The organism is Patescibacteria group bacterium (genome assembly GCA_040753135.1).
Taxonomy (GTDB): domain Bacteria; phylum Patescibacteriota; class Minisyncoccia; order UBA6257; family Brennerbacteraceae; genus JBFMGR01.
On sequence record JBFMGR010000007.1, the window covers coordinates 16,394 to 34,291 of the forward strand.

The following is a 17,898-nucleotide window of genomic DNA, read 5'->3' on the forward strand; positions in this document are numbered from 1 at the left end:
GAGATTTTCCGGTTGGTTTAAGCTTTAATTTATTTTTCCGGAACAGTAACTCTCGCGAATAGAATAAAAAACTGAACGAACCCTCGGCTAACCAGCCGAGGGTTCGTTATTGGTTACCTCTTGACAATTTCCGCAGAGAGAGAGAGATACTAACTGCAGTTCCTAAAAAATTTAAAAGAAAGGAGATGATTTACCATGAAACCGTTTATCTTGTTATTCGCAGTTCCTTCAGTAAATGGCTATTCTTCACCTACGACTAGCGGTACGTACGACAGCGTTGATTCAGCTGACGTTGATTCAGAGTCAGATGAAGATTAGCCGATAAAAGAATGGCTGTTAGAAAGGAGGAGTTTCTTGCTCCTCCTTGTTTTTTCTTCTGGAAATTTTTTAATGAAGGAGAAAAAGGGCATGAAGATCTTAACAATTGGTAACTCTGGAACATATGAGGTGGAGGGATTTAGACTAGTGGAAGAAAATTTGGTTGCTATGGGACATCAAACGGTTCTTTTCCAACAGGATAGATGTTTAGAAGATCATTTTCTTACATTTGAGGTGCGTTCTGGGCGCCCTGTTTACTATATAATAGCTGGGGAAATGGTATACGATGCCGACGAATTTGATGTTATTTGGTATATACATCCGCATCTGCCAAAAGAGCTTTTAGAGATAGAGCCGCCAGATATAAGACCATTTATTAAAAAACAGTTCTATTCAATGCGGCAGGGCTTATGGAATATATTTAGGAGCAAGAAATGGGTAAATGATCCTTGGAACGCCGTCGCTGCCGAGAACAAAATCTGGCAATTAGCCGTTGCTTCAGAAATTGGTTTGTCAGTTCCCGATACTATCATTACTTCAGATCCGGAAAGAGTAGTCGATTTTTATAACTCTCATCCGGAAGGGATAGTAGTAAAGCTTTTAGGGGCTAGTCCACTTGTTGGAAGGGTGATATATACGAACATTGTTAGCGAAGAATATTTGAAGGAAATCCAAAGTGTTAAATTGGCTCCGGCAATATTTCAATTAATGTTGAGAAAAAATTATGAGCTTAGAATAACCGTAGTCGGCAACGAAATGTTTCCGGCCAAGATTTACTCCCAAGAAGATCCGAGGACAACAGTGGATTGGCGAACGCGCCCAGAAGTGAATGACTTTAATGTAAAAATGGAACAGACCGTTTTGCCTAAGTTTGTGGGAGAACAGATTAAGGAGTTGATGGGGCGCCTTGGATTAAGATACGGTTGTATAGATATGGCAGTTACCCCTGAAGGCAACTATTATTTTCTTGAGATAAACCCAAGCGGTCAGTGGTACTTTGTTCAATTAAAGACAGGAGCGCGGATAGCCGAAGCATTGGCTAAGCTTCTGGTAGAATGAGCAATAAAGGAGGTGAAACAAGAGGGCGTTCGGAGCATGCGAACCCCTCTTTTAATTTTTAAGATTTATTTTATTATTTTTATATGTCTAAAAAATTACTTAAAAGAAAATCTTTTTCAAAAGTCATTGATGAAATGGTTAAAATTGATCAATCAGCTAGAAAAAATGCTCTAAACAAAAAAGTTGAAGATCAGATTTTTTATAACCACCTTGTTTATTTAATCGATTTTACTAACGGTCAGAGAATTAAGGATTTAATTCAGAGGTTTGGTTATCCAACACAAGAGACTGTAGGCAAGCAGTCAATGAAAAACTTCTGGTTGCTGATTCAGCATCAAGATTTTAATTTAGATCTCCAGCAAGATTGTTTGGACAACTGCGATTTTGAACCAAGGAACAAAGCCTATTTAACAGACAGGGTCCTAATAAATTTGGGTAAAAAACAGCTTTATGGGACGCAGTTTCACAAAAATGAGAAAGGTGAATTGGTCCCGCAACCAATTGAGAACGAAATAAATGTTGATAAGCGCAGAAGAGAAATGGGTCTAGAGAGTTTGGCTGAATATGCCGAAAAAATACAAGAAATAAATAAAAAATAGAAATTAACTTTCAGCGTTATAATTAATGCTAAGTTGATTTTAGATTTTAAAATTAATCAAGATTATTTGATGGTGTATGCATTGGTTTCTACTTTATCAACCGACTTTGCCGCTGTATTCGCCAGTTTCGGTGTTAACCCAGATAGATTCGTCTTGCCCAATGAAAATCGGCGCTAAAACTGAATAACCGGTTTCCAAAACAACGGTTTTCTTGGCGCCGGTAGCAGTATTGCCTTTGATTGCCGGCGGCGCTTGAGTTATTTTTAACTGGACTTTTGGCGGCAGCTTGATTCCGTGAACTTGATTGCCCAAGTAAATCAAATTCACTTCTAAATTAGGAGTTAAAAAATTAAGCTCCCACTCCAAAGTTTGTTTAGGCAGAGAAATCCTTTCTTGATTGTCTAAAAGCGAGAAAACCGCATTCTGCCTGTCTTGGTAAATAAACCTGGCCTTTTTGTATTCTAACCCAACCTCTTCAAAGCTTTCGCCGGATTTAAAGGTTTTTTCTACTGCTTTGCCGGTTTTTAGGTTTTTTAAAGAGGTTTTCATAAACGCCGCGCCTTTGCCCGGATTGACAAACTGGTAATTAACAATCTGCCAGGGTTCGTTATTAATCTCAATCACTAAACCTTTTTGGAATTCATTGGTGGAAATCATGTTTACAGAATAATGAATAATGAATTATGAATTATGAATAAAGCAATTGATTATAGCTTAGTTTTGTTTTGGAAGCAATATTCTTTGAAAATCGCAAACTTTTACTCAAATAATTTTTTTGCCGGGAAAGGCAGGAGCTCATTTATATCCTGAATATCCAAAAGCAGCATCTCTAATCTTTCAATACCTAAAGCAATGCCGCCGGTTTCCGGAATGCCTGATTTTAAGGCGGCAATAAAATCTTTATCAATTTGGTAAATCTCTTTGCCTAACTGGCGCCGGAGTTTTTGTTCTTGCTTTAATCGTTTTTCCTGCTCGCGCCAGTCAGTTAATTCAGAAAAAGCATTGGCAATCTCCAAGCCGGCAATATAAATCTCAAATCTTTCTGCATAAAAACTATTTTTATTTTTTCTTTTTGCCAGAGCCGCTTGAGGCAGGGGATAATCATAAATAATTATTGGTTTATTTTGCGGCAAGTTTGGCTCAATTTCATTTAGAAAAATCAAATAAAACAGATCATTCCAATCAAAGCTTTTATTCGTTTGATAATCCTTGTTCTTAACGATTTTTTTAAAAGCGTTAAAGCTTTTTACTTTATCCAAATCAATGCCGGCGAATTTTTTAAATGCTTGTTTAACCGAGAGTCGCGGCCAAGGCAAAGACAAGTCAATTTTTTTACCGCCGTAAACAATAACCGGCTTTTTATAAAGCGCTTTGGCCAAGAAGCTAACCAGATTTTCCGCATCTTTCATTATCTTTTTGTAATTTGAATTGGGCCGATACCATTCAAGCATGGTAAATTCCGGATTATGCCAGGGCCCAAAGCTTTCGCCTTGGCGGAAAACCCGGGCAATCTCAAAGAGTTTGGGAAAACCCAAAGCTAAAAGTTTCTTCAAAGAATACTCCGGCGAAGTAATCACATAGCCCTGGTATTTTTTGTTTTTCTCGTTACAAAATTCAAAAGATAGGGGATTAAGATACGGTTCCATTCCGGCCAACCTGACAAAGCTCGGGGTCCGGACCTCTAAAAATCCTTGAGATTTGAAAAACTGCCTGATTTTGTCAAGAATCAAAGCCCGCTTGGTTTGGATTTCCAGCAGCTGGTTATTGTTTTTCCCCATTTTAGTGTGCTAAAATATTTTTAATTGATTTCGCGTTATTGCCCCTATAAATTAACGCTACTCGCGATTAGTTTTATGCCAGTTTCAACCCGACCAATTATTTTAACTCTTTTTGCGATTATCTTAATCGCTAATTTGATTGTTTTCCAAAAACTTTTTGCCCCGCTGGTTATTGGCTTGATTGCGGCAATATTTTTATATCCAGTTTACCAAAAAATTCTAAAATTGCTGAAAAATAAACGAGGGCTGTCTGCTTTTATTGTCACCAGCTTATTTTTTCTGTTTTTGATTGGCCCGGTAGTTGGATTTTTCAGCTTGCTTTTAAGCGAACTAACCCTTTTACTAAGCCAGCTGTTGAACTTTATTGATAAAACGGGCTTCAATTTAAACTTAGTTTCTTTTTTAAGCCCGCTTTTAAGCCGGTTTGGTTTAGATGCCGAAGAAGTAATTATTTCTTACGTCTTGCCGCTTGTCAGCTCGATCGGGTCTTCTTTTTACCGGTTTTTGGTCGGATTTTTTGCCAACATCCCCAACTTGATTTTGAATTTCTTTTTGATGATTGTCAGCATTTATTTTCTTTTGAAAGAGTCGGACGGGTTATTGGATTTAGCCCATAAAATTATTCCCTTAGCAGAGCAAGAAGCCAAACGTTTAATCCAAACTTTTGAACAAGTAGTCAAGGCAATTTTTTGGGGGCAGTTTTTAACCGCTTTAATTCAGGGGATTTTGGGCGGCTTTGGTTTTTGGTTTGCCGGAATAAAAGCGCCGGTTTTCTGGGGGACGGTGATGGCTTTTTTCTCTCTCATTCCTTTTGTCGGGCCGGCAATCGTTTATCTGCCAGCGGCTTTAATTTTATTTATCAAAGGGGATAACTTAGCGGTGGCAATTTTGTACCTGGCTTATAATCTTTTAATTGTTTCAAGCGTGGACAATATTATCAAGCCGGCAGTAATCGGCAAACAAATGAAGATCCATCCGGTTTTAATTTTGTTTGCTTTGGTTGGCGGAATTAAATTTTTTGGCTTTTTGGGAATTATCTATGGCCCGTTACTGATTGCGGTTTTTCTGCTCTTTTTAGATCTTTATCTGGAAAAAACCAAACAGCAATCCCTTTTTTAATTTTTAAAAACTCAAATGGCAGGAAAGATAAAAAAAATTCTTTTAATTATTTTAGTTTTAATTGTTGCTATCGGTTTAATTTTGCCTTATTTCCTGTTTTAGCATGATTCAGGCAATTGAAACATTTATCCAAAACTACGGCAGTTGGGGATTTTTTCTCGGGATTCTGCTTGAAGAAATAATCGTGCCCTTACCGTCATCGTTGATTATGATGGCCGGCGGATTTTTCCTGATTACGGCTAAAACTTGGCAGGAAGCAATCAGCCAGATATTCCCCGGGCTTGTTCTTGTTGGCGCTCTTGGAGTCAGTTTTGGCTCTTTGTTTTTTTATTTTTTAAGCTATTATGGCGGTGAATTGGCAGTGAAGAAATTCGGTTCCAAGCTCGGCTTTTCTTTTGGAGAAGCAGAAAAAATCCAAAAACATTTTCAGAAGAATTATTTAGATGAGGCAATCTTACTGGTTTTAAGGGCTTTGCCAATTTTCCCCGGGGTGGCAATTAATGTTGTTGCCGGTTTAATCAAAATGCCGCTTTTGAATTTTATTGTTTTTGGTTTTTTGGGCAGTTGTTTAAGAGTTTTTTTAATGGCGTTTTTGGGCTGGCAATTGAAAGGAGCCTATGCAACATTGGCTTGGCAATTGGAAAGAGTTAACGCGGTTGTTTTTTTGATTTTTATTGTTATTTCCGCTATCCTGTTTTTATCTTACTTAAAAAAGAAAAATGAAAAAAATCATCAAAAAAGCAATTAAAATTTTCCTGCCGGAAAGATTTTATAATTCTTTAACCGCTTATTTTTGGCATCTGCCCAAAGCGGTTTTAGCAAATATTTTTTACCGTTTCCCAGCGAAAAAATTAAGAGTCGTTGGCGTGGCTGGCACTAAAGGCAAATCTACAACCAGTTATTTAATCAGCCAATTATTAGAATCGCAAGGCAAAAAAATCGCTTTAATCTCAACTACTACGATTAAAATCGGCGGAGAAGAAAAGCTTAATGACCTGAAAATGACTTCAGCTGATTCTTGGTATCTGCAAAAGTTCTTAAGCCAAGCAGTCCGAGAAAAATGCGAATTTGTAGTTTTGGAAACTTCATCTCATGCTTTAAAGCAATTTCGGACTCGGGGGATTTATTTTGAAATAGCCCTATTGACCAACCTAACTCCGGATCATCAAGAGTATCATTCTAGCCCGGAAGACTATATCTTCACTCACAAAAAAATGATTTCTAAAAAAACCAAAGCTTTGGTTTTTAATTCAGACGATTCTTATCTTGAACCGTTTAAAAAAATACCCGTCAAGAAAATAAGTTTTGGTTTAGATCGGGAAAGTGATTTGCAAGCAGAAAAAATTCAGGCTGAAAAGAGCGGTTCAAAATTAGAACTGGGTTTTGATTCAAATCGGCTAAAGCTGCAGATTCCTTTGCCGGGCAAGTTTAATGTTTACAATGTTTTAGCTGCCTTATCAGCGCTTTACGGATTGGGCTTTGATTTAACAAAATTAGTTAATTCAGTTTCCGGGTTAAAGCCAGCGCCGGGCCGAGTGGAAAAAATTCCCAATAGTTTAGGCATTGAGATTATTGTTGATTATGCTCATTCACCTGAATCGTTTGAGAATTTTTTCAGCGCCATCAAACCTTATGTCAAAAACCATTTAATCGCCGCGACCGGCGCTTGCGGCGAAAGAGACGCAAGCAAAAGGCCGATTATGGGAAATATTTTATCTAAATATTGTGATTATGCGGTGATAACAAATGACGACCCTTTTAGCGAGGATCCGGAAAAAATTGCCCGAGAACTGATAAGCGGGATAAGCATTGAACATGAAAAGATTCTTGACCGCAAACAAGCAATCCAAAAAGCGATTAAAATCGCGCAAAAAGGCGACACCGTGGTTGTTTTGGGCAAGGGCGCGGAACAATGGCAAGTATTTAAAGATAAAAAAATCCCTTGGGATGACAGGGAGGTAATTAGGCAGATAATTAAGACAAAATGATTTATTTATCCGCTTCAAGCATTAATCTTTATCAGGAATGCCCCCGGTGTTTTTGGCTGAAGATTAAAGAAAAAATCAATCGGCCGAGCGGGCCAACTTCAACTCTGCCGAACGGAATGGATTATACCTTAAAAAATTATTTTGATTCCTGGCGCCAAAAGAATAAACTGCCTCCGGAATTAAAAAGCCTTTTGCCCGGCAAACTTCTTCCTGACCAAGACAAAATTTCCTGGCTGCGGTCAAGAAGCTTGGCCGCGATTAATCAAGAACTTGGAATTAAGATCGGCGGGATGCTTGATGATGCTTTAATTTTAGAAGACCAATCAATTGTTCCCCTGGATATTAAAACTCGCGGCTTCCCTTTAAAAGAAGTTCATTCAGCTTATGCGCTTCAGATGAGCGTTTATACTTATTTGCTTCAGAAAAACCGACTAAAAACCAGAAACTTGGCTTATTTAGCTTTTTGGTATTTAGACCACAAAAATATGGATCTGAATCAGCCGCTAAGATTTAATATTGCGGTTGAGGAGATAAAAACCGAACCGGAAAAAATTGACAAAATCCTGAATAAAATTAAACAAATTTTGGACGACCAGATTCCTTTAGCTTCGCCTGATTGCCAGTTCTGCCAATACCGCCAGCTGGAAATCTGAATCTTGTAATTATTTTTTTCGATTCCGGATAATTGCTTTTTCTGATAAGGGCTTAAACACATTTCCCCAGGCTTTTATGGTTTCGGGGTTGCTTAATTGATAAATTGAAACTTGTTGCCAGTTGTCAGCAGTTCTGCTAAGATTGGTTTATGATTATTCGTCAGCTTGGCATTGATTTAGGCACTGCCAACACTTTAGTTTTTGTTCCTGATCAAGGGATTGTGATTCAGGAGCCGTCGGTGGTGGCGGTTTCTAAACCGGATAACAAAGTATTGGCAATCGGCAGAGAAGCCAAAGAAATGGCTGGGAAAACTCCGGCTGATATTATTGTTTATCGGCCCTTAAAAGACGGGGTAATTGCTGATTATCGGGTGACTCAATCAATTCTAAGATATTTTATTAACAAGGCTTGCGGCTTTTGGCGGTTTTTAAAGCCGGATGTTTTGGTTTCTGTTCCGGCCGGCAGCACCTCAACTGAAAGAAAGGCGGTGATTGACGCGGCCCGGGAAGCCGGAGCAAAAAACACTTTTGTGGTTAAAGAGCCGGTTTTGGCTGCTTTGGGCGCCGGGATTCCGATTAACACTGCTTCTGGCAATATGGTGGTTAATATTGGCGGCGGCGTCGCTGAAGTGGCAGTAATTTCTTTGGGCGGAGTAGTTACCTGGGAATCAATCAGGGTGGCCGGGGACAAACTTAATCAAGCGATCATTGATTATTTGAAAAAAAAGCACAATTTGATTATTGGCGAAAAAACCGCTGAAGACTTAAAGATTAAGATTGGTTCAGTAATGCCTTTGCCGGAAAAAGAAAAACTATCAATGGAGATTAGAGGACAGGATGCGGTTGAGAGTTTGCCAAAAAATTTGGTTCTTAACTCAAATGATATTGCGGCCGCGCTTCAGCCCCATTTAAAAGAAATAATTCAGGCGATTAAGAATGTGCTTCGGGAAACTCCTCCGGAACTGGCTGCGGATATAGTTGAAAAAGGAATGATTTTGACCGGCGGTGGCGCGCTCCTGCGCCAATTAGATGACTTAATTTTAAAAACTATCGGCGTGCCGGCTTATATTGCTGATGAGCCGCTTTTTTGCGTTGCCAAGGGTACTGGCGTAATTTTAGACAATCTGGCAATTTACAAACGCTCAATCCAATCTTTTAGATAAATCCTGCCAATTTACGAATTATTACTAATATATACTAACCAATTATTAGTATAATTAGTACAGATTGGTACATTAGTAGGAATCTTATATGATTATTGGTCATCAGTCCCAGATTCAATTTTTCAAGAACTTTTTGGAAAAAGAGCTTTATTTTTCCGGATTTTTATTTTCCGGCCCCGAACAGATCGGCAAAAAACTGATTGCCCAAGAGTTTATCCAAGGATTAATTTGCCAGAATAAATCTTTTGGCGGCTGTTCAGAAATTAAATTAAAGCAGATCTGCCCCGCTTGCGCTGATAACTTTTATCGGGATTATTTGTTGATTGACCAAAACTTTAACCCCAAGACCGTTTTAACCAATTTATTATCAGATGATTTAAATCCCTATGGAATTAATACCGGCCGGGCAATTATCAAATTTTTAAGCACCGCTCCGGGGCTGGGAAGAAAAAAAACGGTTTTGATTGACAATGCCCATTTATTAACCCATGAAGCCCAGAACTCGCTTTTAAAGATTATTGAAGAGCCGCCGATAAATTCAGTCTTAATTTTGGTCTCCCATTTGCCCTCTGAAATTTTAGAAACTATTCAGTCCAGATTAATGGAGATTAAGTTCGGCTTAGTTAAAAAACAGGAATTAGACGCCTGGATAGACAAACAATCAATCCCAGAAGAACTAAAAATCGAGGCTAAACGTTATGCTTTGTTTCGGCCCGGCCGGGCTCAAGAATTTATTGATAAGCCAGAATTGGTTAAGCAGTTTAAAGGCTTGGTTTTAAAACTTTTGCGCTTGGAACAAAAAACTCCGGCAGAAAAGATTATCTTTTGGGAAAAGCATTTGATTCAAAAAGAAACCGAGCCGGACAAGAGTTTTTCTGGCCTTTTTGAGCTTTGGCAGATTATTCTGCGCGACGAGCTTTATCAGGCAATTGGCTTGACTGAACCGGGTTTGCTCTTAACCAAAAAAAGGCAAACCGAACTTAAAAAACTGCTTTTAACCTTAAAAAAAATCCAGGTCTTAGCCAATCTGTCCCAGAGATATGGCAGTTTAAAAGAAAACGCTTTAAAGCAAGTCGCTTTGATGGTATAATTAAAATCAACGAATAAACATTGATTAGTACATTAGTAGAATCCATGAAGATTGCTAAAAAAATAATTTTCTTTTTTTTGATTTTTGTTCTAGCGGTTTATTTTCTACCCTATGCTTGGCCGGAAATCCAATCCTGGACCGAAAAAGAAGCTGATAATTTACCCGCCAGAATTGATTATCTGGAAAGATTGTTTTGATAGACCGGTAATCCAGATTCTAAATCTAATCTGCGATTATTATAAATTTTAATTTAGTATTATTGATGTTAATTAGTAAATTAGCGGGATTTTATGGAAGAACTGCTTAATGAATTTAAAAAAACCTGGCAAATAATTCTTGAGAACCATCGGGAAGAGATTTTTTCAATCAGGAGCAATCGAATCAGCCCCGGCTTAATTGAAGAGATTGAGATAGAAGCCTATAATTCCAGATCTCCGTTAAAGCATCTGGCGACAATCACTCTTTCTCAAGCTAATACATTGCTGGTTCAGCCTTGGGATAAAACAATTATCCCGAATATTGAAAAAGCAATCGTTGAAGCGAAATTAGGAGTAATGCCGTCAAATGACGGCCAGTTTATCCGATTAAATTTCCCGCCTTTAACCGAAGAAAAACGGCAGGAATTGGTCAAGTTTTTAAACCAAAAAACCGAAGAATTTAAAATCAGATTCAGGCAGGCCCGAGATGAGATAAAAAAAAGATTCCAGAACTTGATGGATTCCGGGAAAATTGCTGATGAAGACGCCAAGTACCAATTTACCGAACAGCTCCAAAAACAGGTTGATGAGTTTAATCAAAAGATTGAAGCGGCCAGAGAGAAAAAAGAAAAAGAAATCCTGTCAGTTTAGAAATAGTTATCGTTTTCTGGTTTCGCGGCCAGTATCGTCTAGCGTTTTTGCTTGACGTTTAACTAAAACGAAAACTATACTCGCAGCGACAACGTCTAACCTTTAACTATGACAATATTAATTTCTATCTTAATTATCAGTTTTCTTATTTTTATCCACGAGCTGGGGCATTTTTTGGCGGCAAAAAAATCCGGTATGCTGGTGGAAGAGTTTGGCTTAGGAATTCCGCCGCGTATCTTCGGCAAAAAAATCGGTGAGACTGTTTATTCTATAAACCTGATTCCGTTTGGCGGATTTGTCAGGATTTTTGGCGATATTGACTCAAAAGCAGATAAGCAAGACAAGCGGTCATTTATTCAAAAATCGCCCTGGAAAAAGCTTTTGGTTGTCTTTGCCGGCATTATAATGAATTTTCTGCTTGGCTTTCTGATTTATTGGGGGCTTTTTTATGCCGGAAACGAAATGGTTTTAAATGAATCCAACCGGACCAAAGCTGAAAATATTGCCATTGGCATTTTGCAGGTAGCAAAAAATTCGCCTGCCTCAAAAGCTGATCTGAATCCCGGAGACAAAGTCTTAGCGATCAAAACTCAAGATCAAACTTTCTCCAATTTATCTGAATCGGGATTCGTTGAAATTGCCAAGCAAAACGCCGGCAAAGAGATTATCCTTATTCTTGATTCGGGGCAAGAAATTGAGATTGTCCCTCGGGAAACTCCACCTTCAGGCGAAGGCGCTTTGGGCGTGGTGATTGCTGAAATTGGCACGGTCAAATATCCTTTTTTTGAGGCTTTTTATCAGGCAATCAAGTATTCTTTCAAGGCTTCGGTTTATATGTTCTCAATGGTTTTTCAGATTTTATCCAATCTGGTTTTCAAAGGCGAGACCGCGAATTTAACCGGACCAATTGGCATTGTCAGTTTTACTTCAAATGTTATAAAAGCCGGCCTTTCCCAGACTTTTAGTTTCATTGCTTTGATTTCTTTAAATTTGGCGGTTTTTAACCTCTTGCCCTTGCCCGCTTTAGATGGCGGCAGAATTGTTTTTGTTACTTGGGAGATAATTGCCAAAAAGCCGGTGCCGGCAAAATATGAATCTTGGGTGCATTCTCTGGGGATGGTTTTGCTGTTGAGCTTATTGGTCTTAGTGACAATTGCAGATATTAAACGATTGTTTTAATAATCAACAGATAACAAAATTGTTAATCAATTTGACATCCGGTAATAAAACCTGTATCTTTAAAGAGTCATTATCTCATTAGAGCTTAGGACAATTAACAAGTTTCCAAGGGTCGTTCAGCCCGTCAAACGGGATTTAATCTTATGAGATAGTGGAATTAAAATTAGATTTTATGTTCCATCATCCATGACCAATGATTCATGTTTAATGGAACTTATCTCGTAAGAGAACGACAATATGCAAGATTACAGTAATGACAGGCCAAGGCAAACTTATGATGTTTCCGGCTTGAACATTAATTGTGAAACCTGCGGCGCTCAAATAACCGAACTGCCATTTGAACCCACTAAAAGGGATGATGGTACTTATGGCCGGCTTTACTGCCGGGAGTGCAATGCTAAAAGACCGAAAAAGAGATTCAATCGGGATTTTGGCAACCGAAGAAGGTTTGACAATTAAACTTAAAACAAAGGCGCCGGTTTAAAACCGGCGCCTTTGTTAACTTTAACCGAGTATTTTGAACGCAGAATAAAGGTTTAGCCGCTTACAAGACTTTAGATGTTTGGGCTTGACTGTAATTCCCTTTGTTATATAATATTGGCAAAGCGATGAAGGGGAGCATATCCCGAGCGCAACCGAGGGATCCCGCCCCAGAGCTGGTTGTGAAAACGTTGGTTTAACTCCAGCGGTTAAGCAACCCGGGTGTTTCCGTTAAAAAATTGCCCAAAATTTTTTGGGCGCTAAGTCCCAAGCGGCAACGCAAGGGAAAAGCAAGGTGGTACCACGGGGCAGTTCATGAATTATGAATTATGAATCATGAATTGTGAAACCTCGTCCTTGTGTCTTAATTACTGGCTAAGCCGGATAATTAGGAACCAAAGACGAGGTTTTTTTAATAAAAAATTAATAAAAATTTATGCGCCAATCACAACTTTTCACAAAAACAATGAAGCAGGACCCTCAAGGAGATTCTGCAATTAATGCCATACTCTTACAGCGAGCAGGATTTGTTGATAAGGTTATGTCCGGTGTCTATACGTTTTTGCCTCTTGGTAATAGAGTTCTTTCAAAAATTGAACAGATAATTCGTGAAGAAATGAATCGGGCCAGCGGGCAAGAAATTTTGATGCCAGTTATGCACCCAAGAAAAAACTGGGAGCAAACAGGCAGATGGAAAAGCATGGATGTTTTATTCCGCTTTACCAGCTATTACTCAAAAACCGATTTAGTTCTAGGCCCGACACATGAAGAAATCGTCGCACCGCTGTTAAAAAAATATATTTATTCATACAAAGATTTGCCGCAATATGTTTATCAGATCCAAACAAAGTTTCGCGATGAAATTAGGGCAAAGTCAGGGCTTTTGCGCGGCAGAGAATTCAGAATGAAAGATCTGTATTCATTTCATACATCACAAGAAGACCTCGACAGATATTACGAGGTGATGGTCCAAGCTTATAAAAATGTTTTTGAAAGGGTGGGGCTGGGTAAAATAACGGTTTTAACTTTTGCCTCCGGAGGCACATTTTCCAAATATTCGCATGAATTCCAAACTCTGTTAGATCAAGGCGAGGATTTAATTTATCTATGCGAAAAATGTATGGTTGGCGTGAATAGAGAAATAATACATGAACAAAATTCTTGTCCTAACTGTGGAGATAAAAATTTGAAAGAAAGTAAGGCGTCAGAGGTCGGCAATATTTTCAAGCTTGGCACAAAATATAGCTTACCATTTGAATTGAAATATAAAGACGAAAAAGGAATAGAAAAAGATGTTTTTATGGGCTGTTATGGCATTGGGCCGTCAAGAACCATGGGCGTGTTAGTTGAGGCCTTTCATGATGACAAAGGTATTATCTGGCCGGAATCTGTTTCTCCGTTTAAATTTCATTTGCTTTGCTTAGATAAAGAGGTGATAAAGCAGGCGGAAAATCTTTATAAACAGTTATTGAAAAGAGGCGCCGAAGTTCTATTTGACGACAGGGTTGATATCTCGGCAGGAGAAAAGCTTGTTGACTCTGATTTAATCGGCATTACAAACAGAATTGTTGTTAGCAAAAAAACCATTGATAAAAAAATGATAGAGATCAAGAAAAGAAGTGCTAAAAGAGCCGAACTAATTAAAGAAAAAGAATTGTTTTCTAAAATATAAACGCCAGAATTAATGTTTGTTTTTAAATTGAAAGCGCTAAAAATGACATTAAGAAACCCTGAACAGATCAAGCAGATCTTCCGAGCTGCTCAAGAAAGAATTGAAGCGGATGAAAATCTGAAAAGCTTTTTTGTTTCTTTTTGCCGAGCTTATTTTTCTGGATTGGGGAATCAGCCAGAAAATCTTGGTTTAGAAAACCTTATTCCGATGATTGCTCAAAGCTTTAAGGATAATCCTGATTCTTTTAAAGAAGCGGTTTTAAGAAACGGAGAAACCGGATTGTTTAATAACCCTGAAGAAAAAGTTAATCGGCTAATTGAAATTTTAAGCCCTTGCTTTTCTTTAACCTCTGAAGAAATTGACTCATTAATCAAAAAATGATTGATTTTGCTGATTTTGAAAAACTGGAGATTCGAGTTGGCACGATTATGAAAGCCGAGATTTTTCCTGAAGCAAAAAAGCCGGCTTACAAATTGGAAATTGATTTTGGCCCGGAAATCGGCCTAAAAAAATCTTCAGCCCAGATTACAGCTAATTACCAGACTGAAGGTCTGCTTGGAAAACAGGTTATTGCGGTAATTAATTTTCCAGCAAAGCAAATCGGTCCGTTTGTTTCAGAAGTATTGGTTTTGGGCGTGCCGGATGAAAATGGAGAAGTGGTTCTTTTATCCCCAGATAAGCCAGTGCCAAACAGCGGAAAAATGTTTTAAAATATATCATTCAAATTTAATTCGTTTATTCGCTAATTCGTATAAATTCGTTATTCGTTGATTATGAAGATTATTTTTTTTGAAACCAAAGATTGGGAAAAAGATTATTTAAAAAATCAGTTATCAGTGATCAGTGATCAGGCAGAGCTAGTTTTTTTCTCTGAAAAGTTTGATAAGAGTCTTTGTCCAAAAGACGCCGAGGCAATCTCGCTTTTTGTCGGTTCAGAACTAAAAGCAGAAGATGTTAATGATTTGCCCAATCTAAAACTGATTACTACCCGTTCAACCGGTTTTGACCACTTAGAATATCAAGCCCTGTCAGAAAAGGGGATTAAGCTTGGCTATGTTCCGGGTTATGGAAATAATACCGTAGCCGAATTTGCTTTTGGTTTGCTTTTGGCTGTGGCAAGAAAAATCTTTAATGCTTTTGACCAAATTAAAGAACAAAGGAATTTCAGCATTGAGGGGTTTGAGGGTTTTGATTTAATGGGAAAAACCATTGGCATTATTGGCACCGGCAGAATCGGCACCCAGATGATTAAGATTGCCAATGGCTTTTCGATGAAAGTTATTGCTTTTGATAAATTTCCCAAACCAGAACTGGAAAAAGAGCTTAACTTTAAATATGTTTCTTTTGATGGGTTGTTAGAACAAGCAGAGGTTATCAGTTTGCATCTGCCTTATACTCCGGAAAATCATCATCTGATTAACGAGCAGGCAATCGCCAAAATGAAAGATGGCGCGGTTATCATTAACACTGCCCGAGGCGGTTTAATTGACACCAAGGCCTTGCTTACTGGTTTGAATAGCGGCAAAATTGGCGGCGCGGGCATTGATGTTTTAGAGGGTGAACAAGCGGTTTTTGATGAACAAAAAGCGGTTTTATACGGCCGGCCGAATCAAGAAGACTTGCTTTTAATCGCTGAAAACAATCTTTTAATTAACCATCCAAATGTAGTAATGACTCCGCATATTGCTTTTTATACCCGCGAAGCTCTACAAAGAATTTTAGACACGGATATAGAAAATATCAAAACATTTGTTCAAACTGGCGAGCCAAAATTCAGCATTGTTTCCTCTTCTCGTTTTTCCTCTGGCGCTTCAGGCGCCAAAACCACTTAATACTTTATTCATTATTCTTAATTCATAATTCATTAAAAAAATGTTAGACATTAATTTTATTCGCGAAAACTTAAAAACAGTCAAAGCTAATGCTAAGCGCCGCGGCGCCAAAGTCAGCGTTGACGAGATTGTTGATTTAGACAATCAAAGAAAAAAACTTCAGACCGAACTGGATAATTTAAGGGCAGAACAGAATAAAAAATCTAAAACCAAACCCAGTCCGGCCGAGATTAAGCAGTTAAAAAAACTCTCTGAAAAAATCAGCCAATTAGAAAAAGAACTGGCAAAAACAGAACAGGTTCTTTTTGAACGGATGTCTTGGCTGCCGAATTTGCTTGATTCTGAAGTGCCGGACGGCAAATCTGACGAAGACAATAAAGCAATCAAGTATTGGGGCGAACCGCCAAAGTTTGATTTTGAACCCAGGGACCATCAGGAAATCGGCGAAGCTTTGGACATCATTGACATTGAACGAGCAGTGAAAGTCGCCCAATCAAGATTTTATTTTTTGAAAAACGAAGGGGTTAAATTAAGGCTGGCGCTGATTAATTTTGCTTTTGATTATCTGGCCCAAAACGGCTTTACCATAATGGCCACGCCGCATGTTGCCAAAGAGAAAACTCTGTTTGGCACCGGCTATCTGCCCTTTTTTGCTGAAGACATTTACAAGCTGGAAAAACAGGATCTGGCTTTAATCGGCACCTCTGAACAGGCTTTGGTCGCTTATCATGCGGACGAGATTTTAAAAGAACAGGATCTGCCCAAGCTTTATTCAGCTTATTCAGAGTGTTTTCGGACCGAAGCCGGATCATACGGTAAAGACACTCGAGGTATTTTCCGGGCTCATGAATTTATGAAAGTAGAGCAGATAGTTTTCTGCGCTCCGGAAACTTCGCCAGAATGGCATGAAAAATGCCTTCAGCACGAAGAAAATCTGCTCAAAGCTTTAAAAATCCCTTATGAAGTCTCCCTGATCTGCGTTGGGGATTTTGGCGCTCCGGGCTACAAAAAATACGATATCAACGCTTGGTTTCCGGGACAGAATAAATACCGGGAAGTTACTTCCAACACCAATCTGACAGATTTTCAAACCAGAAGGCTGAATATTCGCTATCGGAAGCAAGACGGAACCTTAGCCTACCCGCACACTATCTCGGCAACAGGATTAACAGACCGGCATTTGATTGCAATTTTGGAAAACTATCAGCAAAAAGACGGTTCAGTTAAAATCCCTGATGCTTTACTGCCTTATATGGGAGGCATAAAAGAAATCAGACGAGCTTAAAAATGGCCCGCGAAAGCCAGTATCTTAAACAAAGAAAAATCCGGAAAATCAGCCGCTGGTTTTCTTTTTTTCTGGTTTTTCTGGTTTTTTGCGGAATTGGTTATTTTTTCCTTTTTGCCAGATATTTTCTGATTGAAAAGATTGAGGCAAAGATTGATTTTCCTGAAAAACAAGCTTTAACAGAGTTAACCTGGAACCAAATCCAAAATAAAGACATCTGGCTGATTCCTAAAAACAACATTTTTTTCAGCCGAAAAAAAACTCTTATCAGGAACTTGGCCGAATCTTTTCCGGAATTAAAAAATCTTGGCTGGGACTATGACTTTGCCAGCCAAACGCTTTTTTTGACCGGAGAACCAAGAGAACCGGCAATCAAAATCTGCCAAGGGGACGGGCAAGAATGTTTTTTTGTTGATTTTTCCGGAATTGCTTTTAAAACCAATGACCAGTCAAAAGCGGAAAAAGCTTTTATTGGGCTTGAAAACAGGTCTTCCGAAGAATTTATTCCAGGCAAAGAATTTTTGCCGCCTAAAATGATTAGCTTTGCTTATGAGTTTAAGAATCAGCTCAAAGATTATTTAGAGCTTGACCGAATTGTTCTGGAACAGGAATTTTTGAAAGCAAAGTTTTTCAAGATTTTAACCAAAGAAAACTGGTATTTGTTGGTCAGTTTTGAGCTTGAGCCAAGATTAATTGCCGAAAACCTTAAGTTAATGGTTGAAAAAGAATTAAACGGCAGCCGCTCCCGGCTTGAATATCTTGATTTAAGATACCCGAATAAAGCTTATTACAAACTTCGTTAACAAGCCAAATGGTGCTATAATCAATTAAATTA

At 38.5% G+C, this 17,898-nt stretch carries 20 protein-coding genes; 18 read left to right on the forward strand and 2 right to left on the reverse strand.

The window, feature by feature from the left end; translation table 11 throughout:
* Positions 1 to 390 precede the first annotated feature (390 nt).
* Complete coding sequence (locus AB1721_02460; GenBank protein ID MEW5805560.1) at positions 391 to 1,377, forward strand: hypothetical protein; 987 nt, start codon at positions 391 to 393, stop codon at positions 1,375 to 1,377.
* Positions 1,378 to 1,460: 83 nt separating this feature from the next.
* Positions 1,461 to 1,976: a DUF6624 domain-containing protein gene (locus tag AB1721_02465; protein MEW5805561.1), complete on the forward strand. Its 516-nt coding sequence runs from the start codon at positions 1,461 to 1,463 to the stop codon at positions 1,974 to 1,976.
* A 96-nt stretch (positions 1,977 to 2,072) separates the two neighbouring features.
* Here the strand turns inward: AB1721_02465 and efp are convergent, their stop codons facing one another.
* Together efp and epmA are read right to left on the reverse strand one after the other, a co-directional pair.
* A complete protein-coding gene (gene efp / locus AB1721_02470; protein ID MEW5805562.1) occupies positions 2,073 to 2,633 on the reverse strand; it encodes an elongation factor P in 561 nt (186 codons plus the stop codon).
* A 101-nt stretch (positions 2,634 to 2,734) separates the two neighbouring features.
* Entirely contained in the window at positions 2,735 to 3,754 is a 1,020-nt protein-coding gene (epmA, locus tag AB1721_02475) for an EF-P lysine aminoacylase EpmA (protein MEW5805563.1), read from the reverse strand.
* A 75-nt stretch (positions 3,755 to 3,829) separates the two neighbouring features.
* Here epmA and AB1721_02480 point away from each other — a divergent pair, with 75 nt between their 5' ends.
* The 16 genes from AB1721_02480 to AB1721_02555 all read left to right on the forward strand — a co-directional run bounded on the left by AB1721_02480 (position 3,830) and on the right by AB1721_02555 (position 17,866).
* A complete protein-coding gene (locus tag AB1721_02480) occupies positions 3,830 to 4,873 on the forward strand; it encodes an AI-2E family transporter (GenBank protein ID MEW5805564.1) in 1,044 nt (347 codons plus the stop codon).
* Between the two features lie 103 nt (positions 4,874 to 4,976).
* The gene (locus tag AB1721_02485) at positions 4,977 to 5,621 is read left to right on the forward strand and encodes a VTT domain-containing protein (GenBank protein ID MEW5805565.1); all 645 of its coding nucleotides are present in this window, start codon (positions 4,977 to 4,979) and stop codon (positions 5,619 to 5,621) included.
* The gene (locus AB1721_02490; GenBank protein ID MEW5805566.1) at positions 5,593 to 6,861 is read left to right on the forward strand and encodes a UDP-N-acetylmuramoyl-L-alanyl-D-glutamate--2,6-diaminopimelate ligase; all 1,269 of its coding nucleotides are present in this window, start codon (positions 5,593 to 5,595) and stop codon (positions 6,859 to 6,861) included. The genes AB1721_02485 and AB1721_02490 overlap by 29 nt, the downstream gene beginning before the upstream one ends.
* Positions 6,858 to 7,514 (forward strand): PD-(D/E)XK nuclease family protein, encoded by a 657-nt coding sequence (locus AB1721_02495; protein ID MEW5805567.1) that lies wholly within the window; start codon positions 6,858 to 6,860, stop codon positions 7,512 to 7,514. Before AB1721_02490 ends, AB1721_02495 begins: the two co-directional genes overlap by 4 nt.
* A gap of 149 nt (positions 7,515 to 7,663) precedes the next feature.
* Complete coding sequence (locus tag AB1721_02500) at positions 7,664 to 8,677, forward strand: rod shape-determining protein (GenBank protein MEW5805568.1); 1,014 nt, start codon at positions 7,664 to 7,666, stop codon at positions 8,675 to 8,677.
* An 88-nt stretch (positions 8,678 to 8,765) separates the two neighbouring features.
* Entirely contained in the window at positions 8,766 to 9,767 is a 1,002-nt protein-coding gene (locus tag AB1721_02505; protein ID MEW5805569.1) for a hypothetical protein, read from the forward strand.
* 44 nt (positions 9,768 to 9,811) lie between these two features.
* Positions 9,812 to 9,964 carry a hypothetical protein gene (locus AB1721_02510; protein MEW5805570.1) on the forward strand — a complete coding sequence of 51 codons (153 nt, stop codon included), beginning with the start codon at positions 9,812 to 9,814 and terminating at the stop codon, positions 9,962 to 9,964.
* A 93-nt stretch (positions 9,965 to 10,057) separates the two neighbouring features.
* Positions 10,058 to 10,615, forward strand: a complete 558-nt coding sequence (gene frr, locus AB1721_02515) for a ribosome recycling factor (GenBank protein ID MEW5805571.1) — start codon at positions 10,058 to 10,060, stop codon at positions 10,613 to 10,615.
* Between the two features lie 108 nt (positions 10,616 to 10,723).
* The gene (gene rseP, locus AB1721_02520; protein ID MEW5805572.1) at positions 10,724 to 11,794 is read left to right on the forward strand and encodes an RIP metalloprotease RseP; all 1,071 of its coding nucleotides are present in this window, start codon (positions 10,724 to 10,726) and stop codon (positions 11,792 to 11,794) included.
* 237 nt (positions 11,795 to 12,031) lie between these two features.
* Entirely contained in the window at positions 12,032 to 12,253 is a 222-nt protein-coding gene (locus AB1721_02525) for a hypothetical protein (protein MEW5805573.1), read from the forward strand.
* A gap of 457 nt (positions 12,254 to 12,710) precedes the next feature.
* Positions 12,711 to 13,946: an aminoacyl--tRNA ligase-related protein gene (locus AB1721_02530; protein MEW5805574.1), complete on the forward strand. Its 1,236-nt coding sequence runs from the start codon at positions 12,711 to 12,713 to the stop codon at positions 13,944 to 13,946.
* Positions 13,947 to 13,958: 12 nt separating this feature from the next.
* Complete coding sequence (locus tag AB1721_02535; protein ID MEW5805575.1) at positions 13,959 to 14,327, forward strand: hypothetical protein; 369 nt, start codon at positions 13,959 to 13,961, stop codon at positions 14,325 to 14,327.
* The gene (locus AB1721_02540) at positions 14,324 to 14,656 is read left to right on the forward strand and encodes a tRNA-binding protein (GenBank protein MEW5805576.1); all 333 of its coding nucleotides are present in this window, start codon (positions 14,324 to 14,326) and stop codon (positions 14,654 to 14,656) included. The genes AB1721_02535 and AB1721_02540 overlap by 4 nt, the downstream gene beginning before the upstream one ends.
* A gap of 63 nt (positions 14,657 to 14,719) precedes the next feature.
* A complete protein-coding gene (locus AB1721_02545; GenBank protein ID MEW5805577.1) occupies positions 14,720 to 15,778 on the forward strand; it encodes an NAD(P)-dependent oxidoreductase in 1,059 nt (352 codons plus the stop codon).
* A 40-nt stretch (positions 15,779 to 15,818) separates the two neighbouring features.
* Positions 15,819 to 17,063, forward strand: coding sequence for a serine--tRNA ligase (gene serS / locus AB1721_02550; GenBank protein ID MEW5805578.1), 1,245 nt, complete (start codon positions 15,819 to 15,821; stop codon positions 17,061 to 17,063).
* Between the two features lie 2 nt (positions 17,064 to 17,065).
* Entirely contained in the window at positions 17,066 to 17,866 is an 801-nt protein-coding gene (locus AB1721_02555) for a hypothetical protein (protein ID MEW5805579.1), read from the forward strand.
* Positions 17,867 to 17,898: the final 32 nt, after the last annotated feature.

What these genes read in the sequence shown, in the direction of transcription:
- epmA (MEW5805563.1), bottom strand. Translation starts at nt 3,754, where the DNA reads ATGGGGAAAAACAATAACCAGCTGCTGGAAATCCAAACCAAGCGGGCT.
- AB1721_02465 (MEW5805561.1), top strand. Translation starts at nt 1,461, where the DNA reads ATGTCTAAAAAATTACTTAAAAGAAAATCTTTTTCAAAAGTCATTGAT.
- AB1721_02530 (MEW5805574.1), top strand. Translation starts at nt 12,711, where the DNA reads ATGCGCCAATCACAACTTTTCACAAAAACAATGAAGCAGGACCCTCAA.
- AB1721_02460 (MEW5805560.1), top strand. Translation starts at nt 391, where the DNA reads ATGAAGGAGAAAAAGGGCATGAAGATCTTAACAATTGGTAACTCTGGA.
- AB1721_02510 (MEW5805570.1), top strand. Translation starts at nt 9,812, where the DNA reads ATGAAGATTGCTAAAAAAATAATTTTCTTTTTTTTGATTTTTGTTCTA.
- efp (MEW5805562.1), bottom strand. Translation starts at nt 2,633, where the DNA reads ATGATTTCCACCAATGAATTCCAAAAAGGTTTAGTGATTGAGATTAAT.
- serS (MEW5805578.1), top strand. Translation starts at nt 15,819, where the DNA reads ATGTTAGACATTAATTTTATTCGCGAAAACTTAAAAACAGTCAAAGCT.
- AB1721_02535 (MEW5805575.1), top strand. Translation starts at nt 13,959, where the DNA reads ATGTTTGTTTTTAAATTGAAAGCGCTAAAAATGACATTAAGAAACCCT.
- AB1721_02555 (MEW5805579.1), top strand. Translation starts at nt 17,066, where the DNA reads ATGGCCCGCGAAAGCCAGTATCTTAAACAAAGAAAAATCCGGAAAATC.
- AB1721_02540 (MEW5805576.1), top strand. Translation starts at nt 14,324, where the DNA reads ATGATTGATTTTGCTGATTTTGAAAAACTGGAGATTCGAGTTGGCACG.
- AB1721_02490 (MEW5805566.1), top strand. Translation starts at nt 5,593, where the DNA reads ATGAAAAAAATCATCAAAAAAGCAATTAAAATTTTCCTGCCGGAAAGA.
- AB1721_02495 (MEW5805567.1), top strand. Translation starts at nt 6,858, where the DNA reads ATGATTTATTTATCCGCTTCAAGCATTAATCTTTATCAGGAATGCCCC.
- frr (MEW5805571.1), top strand. Translation starts at nt 10,058, where the DNA reads ATGGAAGAACTGCTTAATGAATTTAAAAAAACCTGGCAAATAATTCTT.
- AB1721_02480 (MEW5805564.1), top strand. Translation starts at nt 3,830, where the DNA reads ATGCCAGTTTCAACCCGACCAATTATTTTAACTCTTTTTGCGATTATC.
- AB1721_02525 (MEW5805573.1), top strand. Translation starts at nt 12,032, where the DNA reads ATGCAAGATTACAGTAATGACAGGCCAAGGCAAACTTATGATGTTTCC.
- AB1721_02505 (MEW5805569.1), top strand. Translation starts at nt 8,766, where the DNA reads ATGATTATTGGTCATCAGTCCCAGATTCAATTTTTCAAGAACTTTTTG.
- AB1721_02500 (MEW5805568.1), top strand. Translation starts at nt 7,664, where the DNA reads ATGATTATTCGTCAGCTTGGCATTGATTTAGGCACTGCCAACACTTTA.
- AB1721_02485 (MEW5805565.1), top strand. Translation starts at nt 4,977, where the DNA reads ATGATTCAGGCAATTGAAACATTTATCCAAAACTACGGCAGTTGGGGA.
- rseP (MEW5805572.1), top strand. Translation starts at nt 10,724, where the DNA reads ATGACAATATTAATTTCTATCTTAATTATCAGTTTTCTTATTTTTATC.
- AB1721_02545 (MEW5805577.1), top strand. Translation starts at nt 14,720, where the DNA reads ATGAAGATTATTTTTTTTGAAACCAAAGATTGGGAAAAAGATTATTTA.